Raw genomic sequence first — 17,458 nt, forward strand, 5'->3', positions numbered from 1 at the left:
CCGACCCGAAGTGGTGCCCGTAAGCCGACCCGAAGTGGTGCCCGTAAGCCGACCCGAAGTGGTGCCCGTAAGCCGACCCGAGCGCGCCGCCCGTAACCCGCCCGAAAAAAGTCCGCCACACGAGCGACGGACGCCCGGCCCCTCCCCGTAGAGCAGATGTCAGAGCTGCTCCAGGGGCACTGCTCCACGGGCTGAAGGGTGGACCGGATGGGTGTCGAGATCTGTGTGGAAGGGCTGACCAAGTCCTTCGGTCACCAGGTCATCTGGCAGGACGTCTCGCTGACGCTGCCCGCCGGGGAGGTCTCGGTCATGCTCGGCCCCTCGGGCACGGGCAAGTCGGTGTTCCTCAAGACGCTCGTCGGACTGCTGAAGCCGGAGCGCGGCTCGATCACGATCCAGGGCCGGGACATCACCAAGCTCCGCGAGCACGACCTGTACGAGGTGCGCAAGCTCTTCGGCGTGCTGTTCCAGGACGGCGCGCTGTTCGGCTCGATGAACCTGTACGACAACATCGCCTTCCCGCTGCGCGAGCACACCCGTAAGTCCGAGAGCGAGATCCGGCGCATCGTGCTGGAGAAGATGGACATGGTCGGGCTGATCGGCGCCGAGGAGAAGCTGCCCGGTGAGATCTCCGGCGGGATGCGCAAGCGGGCGGGGCTCGCCCGGGCGCTCGTGCTCGACCCGGAGATCATCCTCTTCGACGAACCCGACTCGGGCCTGGACCCGGTCCGCGTCGCCTACCTCAACCAGCTCATCGTCGACCTCAACGCCCAGATCGACGCGACCTTCCTGATCGTCACGCACGACATCGCCTCGGCCCGCCAGGTGCCGGACAACATCGGGCTGCTGTTCCGCCGCGAGCTGGTGATGTTCGGGCCGCGCGCAGAGCTGCTGACCAGCGACGAGCCCGTCGTACGGCAGTTCCTGAACGGCCGGATGCAGGGCCCGATCGGCATGGCGGAGGAGAAGGACGCGGCGCAGGTCGAGCAGGAGCTCGCGCAGGTCGACGACAGCGCGCGCGTGCAGGAGCCGGCTCCCCGCCTGCTGCCGGGACCGGGCATCACCCGCCCGCCCCGCTGGCAGGCGATCGCACGGCGCGAGGCCGAACTCCACCAGGCGGAGGTGGCCGGCGCATGAGCCTGTCACCGGCCGGAGCGCTGCGGCACTCCGGCAGCCTCTTCGCGATGGCGCTGGACGTCGTCCGGACGATCCCCCGACGTCCCTTCCAGGCGCGGGAGTTCATCCAGCAGGCGTGGTTCGTCGCGAGCGTGACGATCCTGCCGACGGCCCTGGTCTCCATTCCGTTCGGGGCGGTCATCGCGCTCCAGATCGGCAGTCTCACCCGGCAGTTGGGCGCCCAGTCCTTCGCCGGGGCCGCCTCCGTGCTCGCCGTGCTGCGCGAGGCCTCGCCGATCGTCACCGCGCTGCTGATCGCGGGCGCCGGCGGCACGGCGATCTGCGCCGACCTCGGGGCGCGGAAGATCCGCGACGAGATCGACGCGATGCAGGTGCTGGGCATCGACCCCATCCACCGGCTGGTCGTCCCCCGCGTGCTGGCTTCGATGCTGGTGGCGGTGCTGCTCAACGGCCTGGTGTCGGTGGTCGGCGTGGCAGGCGGCTACTTCTTCAACGTCGTCCTCCAGAACGGCACTCCCGGCGCCTACCTGGCCTCCTTCACCACGCTCGCCCAGCTCTCCGACCTGTGGGCGGCCGAGGTCAAGGCGCTGGTGTTCGGTGCGATCGCCGGGATCGTCGCCTCCTACAAGGGGCTCACCGCGAAGGGCGGGCCCAAGGGTGTGGGCGACGCGGTGAACCAGTCGGTGGTGATCACCTTCATGTTGCTGTTCGTGACGAACTTCGTGATGACCGCCGTGTACTTCCAAGTCGTTCCCCAGAGGGGCTGAGGCATGGCGCTGCTGAAAGGCCTGGAGGAGCTGGGTGCCCAGCTGTCCTTCTACGGGCGGTCGCTGGCCTGGACCGGCCGCACCCTGCGCCGCTACAAGAAGGAGATCCTGCGGCTGCTCGCCGAGGTGAGCTTCGGCCGGGGCGCGCTCGCCGTCGTGGGCGGCACGGTCGGCGTGATCGCCTTCCTGTCGTTCTTCACCGGCACGGAAGTGGGGTTGCAGGGGTACGCCGCGCTCAACCAGCTCGGCACCTCCAACTTCGTGGCGTTCCTCTCGGCGTACTTCAACACCCGTGAGATCGCCCCACTGGTGGCCGGGCTCGCCCTCTCCGCCACCGTCGGCGCCGGGTTCACCGCCCAGCTCGGCGCGATGCGGATCAGCGAGGAGACCGACGCGCTGGAGGTCATGGGCGTGCCCTCGTTGCCGTTCCTGGTGACGACCCGGATGATCGCCGGGTTCGTGGCCGTCGTCCCGCTGTACGTGATCGGCCTGCTCTCCTCGTACCTGGCCGCCCGCACCATCACCACCGGCTACTACGGGCAGTCCACGGGCACGTACGACCACTACTTCCAGCAGTACCTGCCCCCGGTGGACGTGCTGTGGTCCTTCGGGAAGGTGCTGGTCTTCGCCGTCCTGATCATCCTGGTGCACTGCTTCTACGGCTACTACGCGAGCGGCGGCCCGGCGGGGGTCGGCGTCGCGGTGGGCCGTGCGGTGCGGACCTCGATCGTGGCGATCAACGTCCTGGACTTCTTCCTGTCGCTGGCCATCTGGGGCGCCAGCACGACCGTGCGGATAGCGGGGTGAGCCGCCGGATGAGAGTGCTGAGACTGCGGTTGTACGGCGTCGTCTTCATCGCCGTACTCGCCCTGCTGCTGTCCCTGTCCGTCGCCGTCTACCGCCAGGTGTTCACGCCGGTCGTGCGGATCACGCTGGAGGCCGACCGCCTCGGCAACCAGCTCGATCCGCGCGCCGACGTCAAGCTGCGCGGGCTGCTGGTCGGCGAAGTGCGCGAGGTGCGGGCCGACGGGACGAAGGCGACGCTCGACATCGCGCTGAAGCCGGAGCACGTCGACCGGATCCCGTCCGACGTGCACGCGCGCCTGCTGCCCAAGACGCTGTTCGGCGAGAAGTACGTCGACCTGGTCGCACCGCGCGGCTCATCGGCCCGGCCGATCCGCGCCGGGGACGTCATCACCCAGGACCGCACCCGCGTCGGCATCGAGGTCCAGCAGCTGATGAACGACCTGCTGCCGCTGCTGCGGACCGTGCAGCCCGGCAAGCTCAACGCCACGCTCTCCGCGTTCGCCACCGCCCTCGACGGCCGCGGCGACCGGATCGGCGACAACCTCACGCGAGTGGAGGCCTACCTGCGCCGCCTCAATCCGCACCTGCCGTCCCTGAAAGAGGACATCGCACGCTTCGCCGACGTCGCCGAGGTCTACGGCGACGCGGCGCCCGACCTGATGGAGATCCTGCGCAACACCGTCACCACCAGCCGCACGATCGTCGAGGAGAAGGACCGGCTGGCGGCGGCCCTGAAGTCCACGGCGACCGTCGCGGGCACCGGCGAGGACTTCCTCGACGCCAACGGCGACCGGCTGATCACCCTCGGCCGGGTCTCCCGCCCCACGCTGGAGCTGTTCGCCCGATACTCCCCCCAGTACCCCTGCCTGCTGGCCGGTCTGGTCCGGCAGGACAAGGCGTCCGAGGAGGCGTTCCGGGGCGGCAAGATGCACATCACGCTGGAGGTCGTACGGCCGCGGGGTGCGTACGAACCGGGTGAGGAACCGCGCTACGGCGAGCGGTCGGGCCCGAACTGCCGTGATCTGCCGCATCCTCCGGTGCCGGCACCCGGCAGCCACCTCGATGACGGTTCCGAACGGCCGGGTACGGCCTCGGGCGGCCCGCTCGGCGCCTCCGCCACCCGGGCCGAACAGCGGGCCGTCGGCTCGCTCGTGGCGCCGGTGCTGGGCGTGCCCGCGGACGAGGTGCCGCCGGTCGCGACGCTGCTGTTCGGGCCGATGGCGCGCGGGACGGCGGTGAGCGTCGCATGAGCACCACAGGTGCCCGGCAGACCGCCGCTCCGCTGATCAAGTTCAGTCTCTTCGCGCTGGTGACGATGGTGGCGACGGCCCTGCTCGCCGCAACCATCGTGAACATCTCCTTCACTCCCGAGCACGAGTACCGCGCGGTGTTCAGCGACGTCACCGGCCTGGAGGAGGGTGACGACATCCGGGTGGCCGGAGTGCGGGTCGGTGAGGTCGCGGGCATCCGGATCAAGGACCGGACGCTGGCCGAGGTCACCTTCACGGTCAGCCGGGACCGGCCGCTGCTCACCAGCACCGGAGCCGTCATCCGCTACCGCAACCTGGTAGGGCAGCGCTACCTCGCGCTGACCGAGGGCGCCGGCGACGGCACCCGGCTGCGCCCCGGCGGCACGATCCCGCTCGCGCGCACCCAGCCCGCCCTCGATCTGAACGCGCTGCTGAACGGCTTCAAGCCGCTGTTCGCCGCGCTCAGCCCGAAGGACGTCAACCAACTGGCCACCGAGATCATCAGGACCCTCCAGGGCGAGGGCGGCACCGCCAACAGCCTGCTGACGCACACGGCGTCGCTCACCACGACGCTGGCCGGCCGCGACAAGCTGATCGGCTCGGTGATCGACAACCTCAACACCGTGCTGAAGACGCTCGACAAGCGAGGCGCCCGCTTCTCCGGACTGCTCAAGCAGCTGCGCCGGGTCATCTCGGGCCTGTCCGCCGACCGCAAGCCCATCGGGAAGTCGCTGGTGAGCATCGGCGACCTGACGGAGGCCACCTCGGGCCTGCTGAAGGACGCGCGCCCGCCGCTCAAGGACGACATCGCGGAACTGACCGACCTCACCGGGACGCTGAACGACAACGAGAAGACCGTGGAGGGCGTGCTGAAGAGGCTGCCGAACAAGCTGGGCGAGCTGACGGGGACGGCGTCCTACGGCTCGTGGTTCAACTTCTACCTGTGCGACTTCGACGGCCGGATCGTGCTGCCGAAGACGAAGCAGGTGCTCACGCCCGAGATGCACGTGGCGAGGGCGAGGTGCGGGGCATGAGCCGCAAACGCCGCCCGGAGCCGCTGTTCAAGGTGCGCGTGGAACCGCCGAAGCTGCCGAGCCTGAGGCTCCCGCGTGTCCGGGCCCGCCGCAGGCCGCGTCCACAGCCGCTGATCAAGGTCCGCGTGGACCCGCCGAAGCTGCCGGGGATACGGCTCCGCCGTCCGCACCTCGGCCCCTTCCGCGAACGCAGTCCCCTCGTCATCGGCGCTGTCGGACTCACCGTCCTCGCGCTGCTGACCGTGGCCGCGTTCAACGCCGACCGCCTGCCCGTGATCGGCGACGGCGATACGTACAGCGCCGCCTTCGCGGAGGCGGGCGGTCTCAAGCCGGGTGACGAGGTGCGCATCGCCGGGGTCAAGGTCGGCAAGGTCGAAGAGGTCGACCTGGACGGCGACCATGTCAAGGTCACCTTCAAGATCAAGGACGAGCCGGGGTTCGGCACCGACACCGGCGCGTCGATCCGGGTCAAGACGATCCTCGGCGCCAAGTACCTCGCCCTGCATCCCGGGGGGCGGGGCCAGTTGGAGCCCGGTAGCGAGATCCCGCTGAAGCGGACCGTCCCCGCCTACGACGTCGTGCAGGCGTTCAGCGATCTCACCACCACGACGGAGAAGGTCGACACCGACCGGCTGGCCAAGGCCCTGGACACCATCTCCACCACCTTCGAGGACTCACCGCAGGAAGTACGGGCGTCCATCAAGGGCCTGTCGAAGATCTCCCGGACGGTGGCCTCGCGCGACAAGGCCCTCAAGGAACTCCTCGACCACGCGAACGGTGTGACGGGTGTGCTCGCCGACCGGTCGGGCGACTTCTCCGCGCTGGTCAAGGACGGCGACAAGCTGTTCAAGGAGATCAGCAAGCGGCGGGCGGCGATCCACAAGCTGCTGAAGACCTCCGCCGCGCTCGGCATCCAGCTCTCCGGCCTGGTGCAGGACAACGAGAAGGAGATCGGGCCCGCGCTCAAGGGCCTCGACACCGTGGTGAAGATGCTCGAACGCAACCAGTCCAGTCTGGACCGGAGCATCGAGCTCCTGGCTCCCTACGTGCGGGTCTTCACCAACACCCTCGGCAACGGCCGCTGGTTCGACTCCTACGTCCAGAATCTGGTCGCCGCCCCGGTGGTGCCGCGGACGCGAACGGGAGGTGCGCGGTGAGCAACCGCTGGAAGAAGCCCCTGGCCCTGCTGACCGTCCTGGCCCTGGCCGCCGCGCTCACCTACGTCCTGTGGCCGCGGACCGAGCCGGCCCGCGTGACGGCGTACTTCCCCCGGACCGTCGGCATCTACCCCGGCTCGGACGTCCGCGTGCTGGGTGTGCGAATCGGCGAGGTCAAGAAGATCACGCCGGAGGGCGGCCGGGTGCGGGTGGAGCTGGAGTACGACGCGGACCGGAAGGTCCCGGCGGACGCACAGGCCGCCATCATCAACTCCTCGGTGGTCAGCGACCGTTACGTGCAGCTGCTGCCGGTGTACCGGAGCGGCCCGGTCCTGCGGGACGGGGACGAGATCCCCGAGTCGCGCACGGCCGTGCCGGTCGAACTGGACCGCGTCTTCGACAGCCTGCACACCACGGCCGAGGCGCTGGGACCCGAGGGCGCCAACAAGGAGGGCGCCCTGTCACGGTTGCTCGGCGTCAGCGCCGACAACCTCGACGGCCAGGGCGAGAACCTGCACCGGACGGTGGAGGACCTCTCGGAGGCGGTCACGACCCTGTCCGACGGCCGCACGGACCTGTTCGGCACCGTCCGCAACCTTCAGGTGTTCACAGCGGCGCTGGCGGCGGACGACAAGAGCGTGCGGTCGTTCAACAGCAGCCTCGCCAAGGTCGCCGGGCAGCTCGCGGGCGAGCGCAAGGACCTGGCGGCCGCGCTGAAGAACCTCGGCACGGCGCTCGGTGACGTGTCCGCCTTCGTGAAGAAGAACAAGAAGTCGCTGACGTCGAACGTGGAGGGCCTGAGCAAGGTGACCAAGGTGCTCGTCACCCAACGGGCGGCGCTGGAGGAGCTGCTGGAGGTCGCGCCGACGGGCGTGTCGAACCTGCACAACGCCTACAATCCTTCCGCCGGCACCCTCGACACCCGCAACAACCCCGACCACCCGCAGGATCCCGCCGCACTGCTGTGCTCGATCCTGAGGACGACCGGGGAGAAGACCGACTGCGGGGACCTGAGGGACCTCTTCGACTCGCTGCCCGAGGTGCCCCAGGGCACCTCGGGCACCGGCACGGTCGACCGCACCCTCGGCGGAATCCTGGGAGCGAGCGCATGAGGCCCCCGCGCAGGGGCGGGGCCGTCGCCTGGACAGCCGTCGCGACGGTGCTCCTGTCGGGCTGCGAGTTCAACGGCTGGTACGACGTCCCGCTCCCCGGCGGAGCCGCCGCCGACGGCCACGCCTACCACGTCACCGTCGAGTTCCGCGACGTCCTGGACCTGGTTCCGCAGTCGTCGGTCAAGGTCGACAACGTCACTGTGGGCGCGGTGGAGAAGGTGGAGCTGGAGGGCTGGCACGCGAGGGTCCGCCTCCGGGTCGCCGACTCGGTGAAGCTGCCCTCCAACGCCATCGCGGAGCTGCGGCAGACCAGCATGCTCGGCGAGAAGTACGTGGCGCTGTCCCGGCCGCCGGAGAGCGCACCGGTCGGTCGGCTCCGCGACGGTGATGTGATCCCGCTGTCCCGCAGCGGCCGCAACCCGGAGGTCGAGGAGGTGCTGTCCGCGCTGTCCGCCCTGCTCAACGGCGGCGGCGTGGCCCAGCTCAAGACGATCACCACGGAGCTGAACAAGGCCCTGGAAGGCCGGGAGAACCGCGTCAAGTCCCTGCTCAAGGAGCTCGACACCTTCATCGGAGGCCTGGACGACCAGCGCAAGGACATCGTCCGCGCGCTGAAGGCCGTGGACCGGCTGGCCAAACGGCTCGGCAAGGAGAAGACGACGATCGCAGGGGCCGTCGACACGATGCCGCCCGCCCTGAAGGTCCTGGCCGACCAGCGCCGCGACCTGACGAGGATGCTCACCGCCCTGTCCAGGCTGGGCAAGACCGGCACCAAGGTGGTCAACGCCTCGCACGACGACACGGTCGCCAACCTCAGGCAGCTCCGGCCGATCCTGCACCAGCTCAACAAGGCGGGCAGCGACCTGCCCAACTCCCTGGAACTGCTGACCACCTATCCCTTCCCGCGCAACGCGGTGGACGCCATCAAGGGTGACTACGTCAACCTGCACGTCACGGCGGACCTCGATCTGGCCGGCGTCTACGGCAACCTGACGGACGAGCCGGGCGGCGGGAACGGCGGGGACACCCAGGTGCCGGAGCTTCCCGAGCCCCCCGGCCTGCCGGACGGACCGGATCTCCCGGACGTGCCGGATGTGCCGGGCGTGCCCAAGCCCACCGCCCTGCCGAGCAGGCCGAGCGTGCCGTCGTCACCGTCCGTGCCCTCAGGTGGTGACCCGCTGTGCCCGCCGGTGTGCACCGCCGGCCACGGCTCCGGCGGGCATCGCACCGGGGGTGACTGGCCCGAGGGGATCAACCTCGAACTCGCCGAGCTGATGCTGAAGGGGGTCCAGCCGTGATCACCCGTACGGTCAAGGCGCAACTCATCGCCTTCGCCACCCTCACCGCCGTAGGCGTGTCGTACGTCGGCGCCGAGTACACGGGCCTGGTGGACGAGGTCCTGGACCGCGGCTACACCGTGCGGGCCGACTTCGCCGACTCCGGGGGCGTCTTCCCCGGCGCCGAGGTCACCTACCGCGGGGTGCCGGTGGGCAAGGTCGGCGCCCTGCGCCTGGCCGGCCCGGACGGCGTCTCGGTCGCGCTCGACATCGAGGACGGGGCGCCCCGCATCCCGGCGGACACGCTGGCCGTGGTGGCGAACCGTTCGGCGGTGGGCGAGCAGTACGTCGACCTCCAGCCCCGCGCCTCCCACGGCCCGTACCTGCTGGACGGCAGCACGATCCCGCGCGAGAGCACACGGGGGCCGCTGTCGACGACGGACATGGTCCTCAGCCTGGACCGCCTGGTGAACTCGGTCGGCAAGGACGACCTGCGGGTCACGGTCGACGAACTGGGCAAGGCGTTCGCCGGCACCGGCCCGAACCTGGGCCGCCTGGTGGACTCGGGCAACACCCTGGTCGAGTCGGCGTCCGAGGCGCTGCCGGAGACGACCGCCCTGATCGAGGACTCACGGAAGGTCCTCAGGACCCAGGCCGACCAGGGCTCTTCGATCAAGTCGTTCGCGCGCGATCTGGCGTTGCTGTCGGCCCAGTTGAAGTCCAGTGACGGGGACCTGCGCAAGCTGATCGGCAACGCGCGGCCGGCGGCGCAGGAACTGAACTCGCTGCTGAAGTCGACCGGGCCGCAGCTGTCGGTCCTGCTCGCCAACCTGATCAGCGGCGGCCAGGTCACGCTGGCCCGCCTCCCCGGCGTGGAGCAGGCCTTGGTCACCTTCCCGCTGATGGTCGCGGGCAGCTACACGGTCGTCCCCGGCGACGGCACCACCCACTTCGGCCTGGTGCTGAACGCCGACGACCCGCCGGCCTGCACCCAGGGGTACGGCACGGCACGCCGGGACCCGGCGGACACCAGCACACGCGAGGCGAACACCGACGCCCGCTGCACGCTCCCGCGCGGCAGCGAGTCGTCGGTACGCGGCGCGCAGAACGCCCCGGGCGCGTCGACCGCCGACGGCGGCGCGAACCAGGCGGCGTACGTCACCCCGTACGACCCGGAGACCGGCACCACCACCGGCCCGGACGGAAGGAACGTCGAGATCGGCTCGGCGGGCGGCCAGCAGGCCGCGTTCGGAAAGGAGTCGTGGCAATGGCTGCTCGTCGGCCCCATGGCATGAGGCAGGTACCACCCCGAGTGATGACGGCGGGACTCGTGGCGGCGACCGTCGTCACCACAGCGCTGGCGCTCTGGCTGGCCTTCGGGATCCACGCACAGAACGAGGCGGACCACCGACGCCAGGGCATCCTGGCCGCGGCCCGCCAGTCGGCACTGAACTTCACCTCCCTCGACTACCGGCACTACGACCGCGACAGCGCGAACGTCCTGGCGGGCGCGACGGGCGACTTCAAGAAGCAGTTCACCGCCCAGACGGAGCAGTTGACGAAGCTGGTGGCCCAGAACAAGTCCGTGTCGGAAGGCCAGGTCCTGGAGGCGGGCATCGTCCGCTCCGACGAGGACTCGGCCCGTGTGCTGGTCGTCGCCGACAGCAAGGTGACCAACACCGCCGTGCCCGGGGGAGAGGCGCGCACCTACCGGCTCCAGCTCGACCTCGTACACAAGGACGGCCGCTGGCTGACGTCCGACGTCGAGTTCGTCGGCTGATCCACGGGCCGATCCGCCGACCGACAAGCACCGACGAGGAGTACCACCATGCCGAAGACGACCACCGGCCGCGCCCCCGGTCCCGGCACCCGCCGCACCATGACGGCGGCCGCCCGCGCGGCGGCCAAGCGTGCGGAGCGCGGCCACCGCGAAGCGGGCGCGGCGACGGCCGGCCACGAGAGGTCCCCGCGCCGGGCCGAGCCGCCACTCGCCGGTCGCACCGTCCTCATCGAGGCCCCGGAGCAGGGCTGGGACGACCCGCCGGAGCCGTCGCCGGAGTCGTTCGGGGAGGGCGGGCCGCAGGAGCGCAGCGAGCCCGGCTCCGGTGGCCGACGGAGGCTGCTCACCTTGCTCCTGGCCGTCCTGCTCGTCGCCGGCCTGGTCGCGCTGGCCGCCCTGGGACGGCAGTACCGCGACGGCCGCCTGACGGAGACCGCCCGGACCGAGGCGCTCACGGCCGCGCGCACGGCGGCACCGATCGTCCTGTCGTACGACTACCGCCACCTGGACAAGGACTTCTCAAGGGCGCGCGCCCACCTGACCGGCGACTTCCGCGACGAGTACGGCAAGACCACGAAGACCGTGGTCGCCCCGACGGCCGAGAAGTACCGCGGCGTCGTGAAGGCAAGGGTCGCCGCCCCCGGCTCCGGCGGCGCCCCGGCCGCCTCCGTCGTCTCGGCCTCCCCCGACAGGGTCGTCGTCCTGCTCTTCGTCAACCAGGTCACCGAGAGCACGCAGGTGTCGGGGTCCCGCGTGGACCAGAACCGGGTGCGGATGACGATGAGCCGTACGGGTGACCAGTGGAAGGTGAGCGCGGTGGACGCGCTGTGAGGACGAACGGGCTCTTGTGCGGCACCCGGTGATCAGAGCGGCCGACGCGGAACGTCCGCCTGTGCCGTGTGCGCCGCGGACCGTCGTGTCACCCGCTCCAGGTGCCGTGCCAGGACCTCTCGCGCCTCCGGCGTCAGGGTCCGCAACGCCAGCAGCGCCGTGATGACGACATCGCACAGCTCCGCCTGCACGTCCTCCCACGTGTGCGTGATGCCCTTGCGCGGGTTCTGCCCCGTCACCCCGATCACCGCCTGCGAGACCTCGCCGACCTCCTCGGAGAGTTTGAGGATGCGCAGGAGGAGGCCCTCGCGGCCCTCGACCGGGCGGTTGGTGTCGAGCCACTCGTGCAAGGCGTCGATGGTGGACCAGAGTTCAGGGGCGGGGGACTGTTCGTTCATGGGGGCGCAGCCTGTCATGCGGGACTGACAACGCCCGGGGGCCCGGCCCTCCTGCCCCTACTCCATGTACTCCTCCTCGAACAACGCCTCCTGCTCGCCCTCCTTCGCCTTCCGCAGGCGCCTCGCCCTGGCACCCACCACCACGGCCGTGCCCGCCGCCGTCGCCGCGAAGGCCGCCGGGATCATCCAGCCGCGGTTCACCGCGTGGCCGAGCAGGTGGTCCAGGGAGAGGCGGCCCGGGCCGGTGATGGCCAGGCCCGCCGCCGTCAGGCCGAGCGTCGCCGCGTACTCGTAGCCGCCGCCCTGGTTGAAGAAGCCGTTCGGGGCGTGCACCGCCGCCGCGCCCGCCATCGCACCGGCCGCCGCCGCGCCCGCGGCAGGGGTGGCCAGTCCCAGGGCCAGCAGCGTGCCGCCGCCGGTCTCCGCGAGGCCCGCCGCCGTCGCGCTCTGCTTGCCGGGGGAGTAGCCGACGGACTCCATGAACTGGCCGGTGCCCTCGATGCCGTGTCCGCCGAACCAGCCGAACAGTTTCTGCGTGCCGTGCGCCGCCAGCACACCGCCCGCCCCCAGCCGGAGCAGCAGCAGGCCCAGATCACGTCGGTCGTTACGCCTCACGTCGACTCCCGGAGCAGACAGCAGGAAACGGACAGCAGGAAACGGACAGCAGGAAACAGACAGCAGGAAACAGACAGCAGGAACGGACAGCACGAACCGAGGTGCTCTCCGTCTTCGCGTTTCCACCGTCGCATCCCTCACCCCCCGCGACACCCGGCGGACCCGTCCGGGACGCCGTTCGGGTGGCACGGGTGGCGGGCGGGGGTGGCCGGTACGAGGCTGGCTCGCATGACGATTCAGACCACGCGCCTGAGCGATCCGGCCGTCCGGGCCTTCGTGGCCGCCGTGAACAACCACGACCGCGAGAGCTTCATGGCGCTCCTCGCGCCGGGCGCGACCATGGCGGACGACGGCTCCGACCGGGACCTCGCCGACTGGGTGGACCGGGAGATCTTCTCCTCGCACGGTCACCTGGAGGTCGACAACGAGTCCAACGGCGGCCGTTCCCTCATCGCCCGCTACAGCAACGACACCTGGGGCGAGATGCGGACCCGGTGGAGCTTCACCGTGGACGAGGACGGCCGGATCAGCCGCTTCGAGACCGGGCAGGCCTGACCCCGCCGCAGGACCGCGCCCGGCCCTTGAGCCGTACCGCAGCTCGTGAGCCTTGTGACAGCCCTTGAGCTGTGCGGCAGTCGTTCCACACGCACCGGTGCGTACTCCGCGGTCCCTCGCGGAATCCACCCCCACCCGGTGCGGTGGAACGACTGCCGCCCCCCCCTGGATGTGGCCGACGGAAGCGGTCTGCTCCAACTGTGAAGCTTTCGTGTAGGAGAGTTGAGCATAAGTCCCCTACCGGCCGCAATGGGGCGGACGTTGTCATTCCGTTTGTGCAGGTTGACGAGTTGACGAACTCCGTCGCTCGCTCAGCCGCGTCCGACGTACGGCATCGCCGTCGCCAGTACGGTCGCGAACTGCACGTTCGCCTCCAGCGGCAGCTCCGCCATGTGCCGCACCGTGCGGGCCACGTCCGCGACGTCCATCACGGGTTCCGGGGCGACTTCCCCGTTTGCCTGGAGTGCTCCCGTCTGCATACGGGACGTCATGTCGGTGGCCGCGTTGCCGATGTCGATCTGCCCGACGGCGATTCCGTACGGCCGGCCGTCCAGGGAGAGGGACTTCGTCAGGCCGGTCAGCGCGTGCTTGGTCGCCGTGTAGGCCACCGACTGCGGGCGGGGCGTGTGCGCGGAGATGGAGCCGTTGTTGATGATCCGGCCGCCCTGCGGGGCCTGCTCCTTCATCTGCCGGTACGCCGCCTGCGCGCACAGGAACGCCCCGTTGAGGTTGGTGTCCACCACGTGCCGCCAGGCCTCGTAGGGCAGTTCCTCGACCGGGACACCGCCGGGGCCGAACGTGCCGGCGTTGTTGAACAGCAGGTCGACCCGGCCGAAACGCTCGACGGTGGCGGCGAACAGGGCGTTCACGTCCTCGGGGCGGGAGACGTCCGTGCGTACCGCCAGAGACGCGGCCCCGGGTGCCAGGGCCGCCGTCTCCTCCAGTGTCTGTGCGCGCCGACCCGCCAGCGCCACCGACCAGCCCGTACGCAGCAGTTCCACGGCGACCGCCCGGCCGATGCCGGAACCCGCTCCGGTCACCACCGCGATCGCATTCTCCTTGGCGTTCATGGCCCCGCAGCGTACGGGAGCGCCCCCGCGCCCCCTGTCGCCCAGCTCAGCCCACCCCAGCCCAGCCCCGCCCCGCCCCGGCCGGATACGAGCGCGTCAGACGGGCGCGAGTTCCGGCTCGCCCGTCTCGTCGGGGTAGCGGACGCCGACGCGTTCGCGGATCGCGTCGAGCGTCCGCATCACGGCGAGCGTGCCGTCCAGCGGCACCAGCGGGGACTCCGTCTCACCGGCGCGCACGGCCCGCATGACCTCAAGCGCCTCGTGACGCATGCTGTTGCGCGGGCCGTCCGCAGGGTCGGCGGTGAACTCCTCGGCGTCACGGCCGTCCCGGTGCAGGACGAAACGGTCCGGGAAGAAGAACCCGTGCGGGATGTCGATCCGGCCCTTGGAGCCGGTGACCGACGCGGAGGTCGCCGTGCCGCCCACGATGGAGCAGTGCACCGAGCCGAGCGCGCCGCTGTCGAAGGAGAGCACCGCCGCCGTCTGGAGGTCGACGCCCTCCTCGGAGAGCACCGCACGCGCCACGACGTCCGACGGCTCCCCGAGCAGCAGCTGCGCGAACGACACCGGATACACCCCCAGATCGAGCAGCGCGCCGCCGCCCAGCTCCGGGTCGCGCAGCCGGTGCGAGGGCGGGAACGGGCCGGCCAGCCCGAAGTCGGCCTGGACGCTGCGCACCTCGCCGATCACCCCGTCGTCGACGAGCGCCTTGAGGCGGCGTACCAGCGGGTTGCAGTACATCCACATCGCCTCCATCAGGAAGCGCCCGTGCTCCCGTGCCAGCGCGACGAGTTCCTCCGCCTCGCGCACGTTCAGCGTGAAGGGCTTCTCGCACAGCACGTGCCGCCCGGCCGCGAGACACAGCCCGGCGGCGGTCCGGTGCGCCGTGTGCGGTGTGGCGACGTAGACGACATCGATGTCCTCGTCCTGCGCGAGGGCGTTCCAGTCGCCGTAGGCCCGGGGGATGCCGAACCGCTCCGCGAACGTCTTCGCCGACGCCTGAGACCGCGACGCCACCGCCACGACCTCCGCGTCCGGCAGGTCGATCAGATCCGCGGTGAACGCGCCCGCTATCCCGCCGGTCGCCAGGATCCCCCACCGCACCGTGTCCGCCGTCATTGCCGCCCCGCCTCCACCTCGTGACCCCGAGCACTGCGTACGAGCTGAGAGCATAGGTGGCGATCGGCACGCAGAGGGAGGGACTCATGCCCGAGGGTGGGGCGTTCATATCGAAGACCGCGCAGGAGGCCGCGGCCGGAACGGAGCGGCCCGAGCGCACACCGCACCGCCGCACCGGGCTCCTGGTCACCTTCCTCCTCGGGAGCCTGACCGCCGTGCCGCCGCTGGCGATGGACATGTACCTCCCGTCCCTGCCGGAGGTCACCCGTTCCCTGCACGCGTCCGCCGCGACCGTGCAGCTCACCCTCACGGCCTGCCTGGCCGGCATGGCGCTCGGGCAGCTCGTGGTCGGGCCGATGAGCGACCGGTGGGGGCGCCGCCGTCCGCTGCTCGCCGGGCTCGCCGTCTTCGTCGTCGCGACCGTCCTGTGCGCGCTCGCCCCCACCGTCGAGCTGCTGGTGGCCTTCCGGCTGGCCCAGGGCCTCGCGGGCGCGGCCGCCATCGTGATCGCGCGGGCCGTCGTCCGCGACCTCTACGACGGCATGGCCATGGCCCGCTTCTTCTCCACCCTGATGCTGATCTCCGGGGTCGCCCCGATCGTGGCGCCGCTGATCGGCGGGCAGGTCCTGCGCGTCACGGACTGGCGGGGCGTGTTCGCCGTCCTCACGGTCATCGGCGTGCTGATCGGGGTCCTGGTGTGGGCGCGGCTGCCCGAGACGCTGGCGCCCGCCGAGCGGCACAGCGGCGGCGTCGGCGAGGCGCTGCGCTCGATGCGCGGCCTGCTCGCCGACCGCGCCTTCGCCGGCTACACCCTCGCCGGCGGCTTCGCCTTCGCCTCCCTGTTCGCCTACATCTCGGCCTCCCCGTTCGTCATCCAGGAGATCTACGGCGCCTCCCCACAGACGTTCAGCCTGCTGTTCGGCGTCAACTCCGTCGGGCTGGTCGTCGTCGGCCAGATCAACGGCAAGGTCCTGGTCGGCCGGGTCAGCCTCGACCGGGTGCTGGGCACCGGCCTGGCGATCGTCATCACCGCCGCGACCGCGCTGCTGCTGATGTCCCTGGGCGTCTTCGGCGAGGTCGGCCTCGTGCCCGTCGCCGCCGCGCTGTTCGTGCTGATGTCCGCGATGGGCATCACCCTGCCCAACACCCAGGCCCTCGCCCTGATGCGCACCAAGCACGCCGCGGGCTCCGCATCGGCCCTGCTCGGCACCACCTCCTTCCTCATCGGCGCGATCGCCTCCCCGCTCGTCGGCGTCGCCGGGGAGGACACCGCCCTTCCGATGGCGGTCGTCCAACTGGCCGCCGCACTGGTGGCACTTGCCTGCTTCATGGGAATGTGCCGACCCTGGAAGAAGGAGAGCAGCCGCCCGAGCGTGGAGGGAGCAGTCAGCTGAGCGCACCCAGACTGCGCGACGGCACGCCGGAACGGGCCGGACTCGACCCCGCGGAGCTGCGTCACCTCGTCCGGGAGGTCCACGTCCTGACCACCGGGCAGCGCCCCTGGGCGCCTGGAGCCGTCCTGGTCGTCGGGCGCGGCCCGGTGATCGCGGTGGAGGAGGCCGCGGGGTGGGCCGTGCGCTACGCGGCCTACGACCCCGTAGCCGACGCCGGGGTGGAACTGCCCCCCGAGGACCGCGTCCCGATGACCGTCGGCACGCCCTTCGACCTGGCGTCCCTGACCAAACTGTTCACGTCCGTGGCCGCCGTGCAGCAGATCGAGCGCGGCACGCTCGGCATCGACGCGAAGGTCGGGGCGTACCTGCCCGACTTCACCGCGGCCGCCCGGCACGGCATCACCGTGCGGCAGCTGCTCACCCACACGTCGGGGCTACGGCCCGAACTGCCCCTCTACGACTACGCCGACGACGCGCAGCGGCTCGCCGCGCTCCAGGCGGAGCCGCCGGTGGGGGCCCCGGGCACGTACTGCTACTCCGACCTCAACATGCTCCTCCTCCAGTACGTCCTGGAGCGCGTCACCGGCCGCACCCTCGACGTCCTCGTCCACGACGGCATCACCCGGCCGCTGGGCATGACGGCGACGGACTTCGGGCCCTGCCCGGGCGCCGCGGCGACGGAGGACCAGCGGCGGCCGTGGGCCAAGGCGGACCGGGGGATGCTGCGGGGCGAGGTCCACGACGAGAACGCCTGGGCCCTCGGGGGCGTGGCCGGCCACGCGGGCCTGTTCTCCACCGGCCGGGACCTAGCGGTGTTCTGCCGCACCCTCCTCGCCGGCGGCTCCCACGGCCCCGCCCGCATCCTCGGCCCCGACTTCGTCGAGCTCCTCTTCACCCCGCCCGGCCTCGGCTTCTCCCTCGACCAGCCCTGGTTCATGGGCGACCTGGCGGGCCGCGGCGCGGCCGGCCACACGGGCTTCACCGGCACGTCCCTCGTCCTCGACCCGGCCACCGACACGTTCCTGATCCTCCTCACCAATGCGGTCCACCCCCGCCGCCGCCACCCGGACAGCGCCCCGAGAGCGGCAGCGGGGTCCCGGGTGGCTCGGGCGGTGCGGTGACCCTCCGGTGAGGGGTGAGCCGGGGTGCCCGGCC

The 17,458-nt window shown here is 71.2% G+C and carries 18 protein-coding genes; 14 read left to right on the forward strand and 4 right to left on the reverse strand.

The genetic code is table 11. From position 1 onward, the window contains the following. Positions 1–207 precede the first annotated feature (207 nt). From GTY56_RS04055 to GTY56_RS04105, 11 genes are read left to right on the forward strand one after another with little or no spacing between them, the layout of a single operon-like run. Complete coding sequence (locus GTY56_RS04055) at positions 208–1,137, forward strand: ABC transporter ATP-binding protein (protein ID WP_161362539.1); 930 nt, start codon at positions 208–210, stop codon at positions 1,135–1,137. Beyond that, entirely contained in the window at positions 1,134–1,904 is a 771-nt protein-coding gene (locus GTY56_RS04060; RefSeq protein WP_033306010.1) for an MlaE family ABC transporter permease, read from the forward strand. Before GTY56_RS04055 ends, GTY56_RS04060 begins: the two co-directional genes overlap by 4 nt. A 3-nt stretch (positions 1,905–1,907) precedes the next feature. Beyond that, the gene (locus GTY56_RS04065) at positions 1,908–2,711 is read left to right on the forward strand and encodes an MlaE family ABC transporter permease (protein ID WP_104783858.1); all 804 of its coding nucleotides are present in this window, start codon (positions 1,908–1,910) and stop codon (positions 2,709–2,711) included. An 8-nt stretch (positions 2,712–2,719) separates the two neighbouring features. Continuing rightward, on the forward strand, positions 2,720–3,961 hold the full coding sequence (locus GTY56_RS04070; protein WP_161362540.1) for an MCE family protein: 1,242 nt from the start codon (positions 2,720–2,722) through the stop codon (positions 3,959–3,961). Beyond that, positions 3,958–4,995, forward strand: coding sequence for an MCE family protein (locus tag GTY56_RS04075; RefSeq protein WP_161362541.1), 1,038 nt, complete (start codon positions 3,958–3,960; stop codon positions 4,993–4,995). Before GTY56_RS04070 ends, GTY56_RS04075 begins: the two co-directional genes overlap by 4 nt. Then, positions 4,992–6,152 carry an MCE family protein gene (locus GTY56_RS04080; protein ID WP_237524375.1) on the forward strand — a complete coding sequence of 387 codons (1,161 nt, stop codon included), beginning with the start codon at positions 4,992–4,994 and terminating at the stop codon, positions 6,150–6,152. The genes GTY56_RS04075 and GTY56_RS04080 overlap by 4 nt, the downstream gene beginning before the upstream one ends. After that, the gene (locus GTY56_RS04085; RefSeq protein ID WP_346345414.1) at positions 6,149–7,264 is read left to right on the forward strand and encodes an MCE family protein; all 1,116 of its coding nucleotides are present in this window, start codon (positions 6,149–6,151) and stop codon (positions 7,262–7,264) included. The genes GTY56_RS04080 and GTY56_RS04085 overlap by 4 nt, the downstream gene beginning before the upstream one ends. After that, positions 7,261–8,562 (forward strand): MCE family protein, encoded by a 1,302-nt coding sequence (locus tag GTY56_RS04090; RefSeq protein WP_161362543.1) that lies wholly within the window; start codon positions 7,261–7,263, stop codon positions 8,560–8,562. The genes GTY56_RS04085 and GTY56_RS04090 overlap by 4 nt, the downstream gene beginning before the upstream one ends. Then, positions 8,559–9,836, forward strand: coding sequence for an MCE family protein (locus GTY56_RS04095; RefSeq protein WP_161362546.1), 1,278 nt, complete (start codon positions 8,559–8,561; stop codon positions 9,834–9,836). Before GTY56_RS04090 ends, GTY56_RS04095 begins: the two co-directional genes overlap by 4 nt. 20 nt (positions 9,837–9,856) lie before the next feature. Next, positions 9,857–10,321, forward strand: coding sequence for an Rv1363c family protein (locus GTY56_RS04100; RefSeq protein WP_161362548.1), 465 nt, complete (start codon positions 9,857–9,859; stop codon positions 10,319–10,321). 48 nt (positions 10,322–10,369) lie between these two features. Next, on the forward strand, positions 10,370–11,152 hold the full coding sequence (locus tag GTY56_RS04105) for an Rv1363c family protein (protein ID WP_161362549.1): 783 nt from the start codon (positions 10,370–10,372) through the stop codon (positions 11,150–11,152). A 32-nt stretch (positions 11,153–11,184) separates the two neighbouring features. Here the strand turns inward: GTY56_RS04105 and GTY56_RS04110 are convergent, their stop codons facing one another. Together GTY56_RS04110 and GTY56_RS04115 are read right to left on the reverse strand one after the other, a co-directional pair. Then, a complete protein-coding gene (locus GTY56_RS04110) occupies positions 11,185–11,550 on the reverse strand; it encodes a MazG-like family protein (RefSeq protein WP_161362550.1) in 366 nt (121 codons plus the stop codon). A gap of 57 nt (positions 11,551–11,607) precedes the next feature. Further along, positions 11,608–12,165 carry a DoxX family membrane protein gene (locus tag GTY56_RS04115; protein ID WP_161362551.1) on the reverse strand — a complete coding sequence of 186 codons (558 nt, stop codon included), beginning with the start codon at positions 12,163–12,165 and terminating at the stop codon, positions 11,608–11,610. 228 nt (positions 12,166–12,393) lie between these two features. On the opposite strand from GTY56_RS04115, the gene GTY56_RS04120 reads away from it, so the two are divergent. Continuing rightward, complete coding sequence (locus GTY56_RS04120; protein ID WP_161362552.1) at positions 12,394–12,720, forward strand: nuclear transport factor 2 family protein; 327 nt, start codon at positions 12,394–12,396, stop codon at positions 12,718–12,720. Positions 12,721–13,031: 311 nt separating this feature from the next. Here the strand turns inward: GTY56_RS04120 and GTY56_RS04125 are convergent, their stop codons facing one another. Continuing rightward, the gene (locus tag GTY56_RS04125) at positions 13,032–13,790 is read right to left on the reverse strand and encodes an SDR family oxidoreductase (protein WP_161362554.1); all 759 of its coding nucleotides are present in this window, start codon (positions 13,788–13,790) and stop codon (positions 13,032–13,034) included. Between the two features lie 96 nt (positions 13,791–13,886). Next, a complete protein-coding gene (locus GTY56_RS04130) occupies positions 13,887–14,909 on the reverse strand; it encodes a Gfo/Idh/MocA family protein (protein WP_161362557.1) in 1,023 nt (340 codons plus the stop codon). An 86-nt stretch (positions 14,910–14,995) separates the two neighbouring features. Between GTY56_RS04130 and GTY56_RS04135 the strand changes: the two genes are divergently transcribed. Together GTY56_RS04135 and GTY56_RS04140 are read left to right on the forward strand one after the other, a co-directional pair. Then, entirely contained in the window at positions 14,996–16,303 is a 1,308-nt protein-coding gene (locus tag GTY56_RS04135) for a multidrug effflux MFS transporter (RefSeq protein WP_161362559.1), read from the forward strand. Next, entirely contained in the window at positions 16,246–17,424 is a 1,179-nt protein-coding gene (locus GTY56_RS04140) for a serine hydrolase (protein ID WP_161362561.1), read from the forward strand. The genes GTY56_RS04135 and GTY56_RS04140 overlap by 58 nt, the downstream gene beginning before the upstream one ends. Positions 17,425–17,458: the final 34 nt, after the last annotated feature.

The organism is Streptomyces sp. SID5643, assembly GCF_009872555.1.
Taxonomy (GTDB): Bacteria; Actinomycetota; Actinomycetes; order Streptomycetales; family Streptomycetaceae; genus Streptomyces; species Streptomyces iakyrus.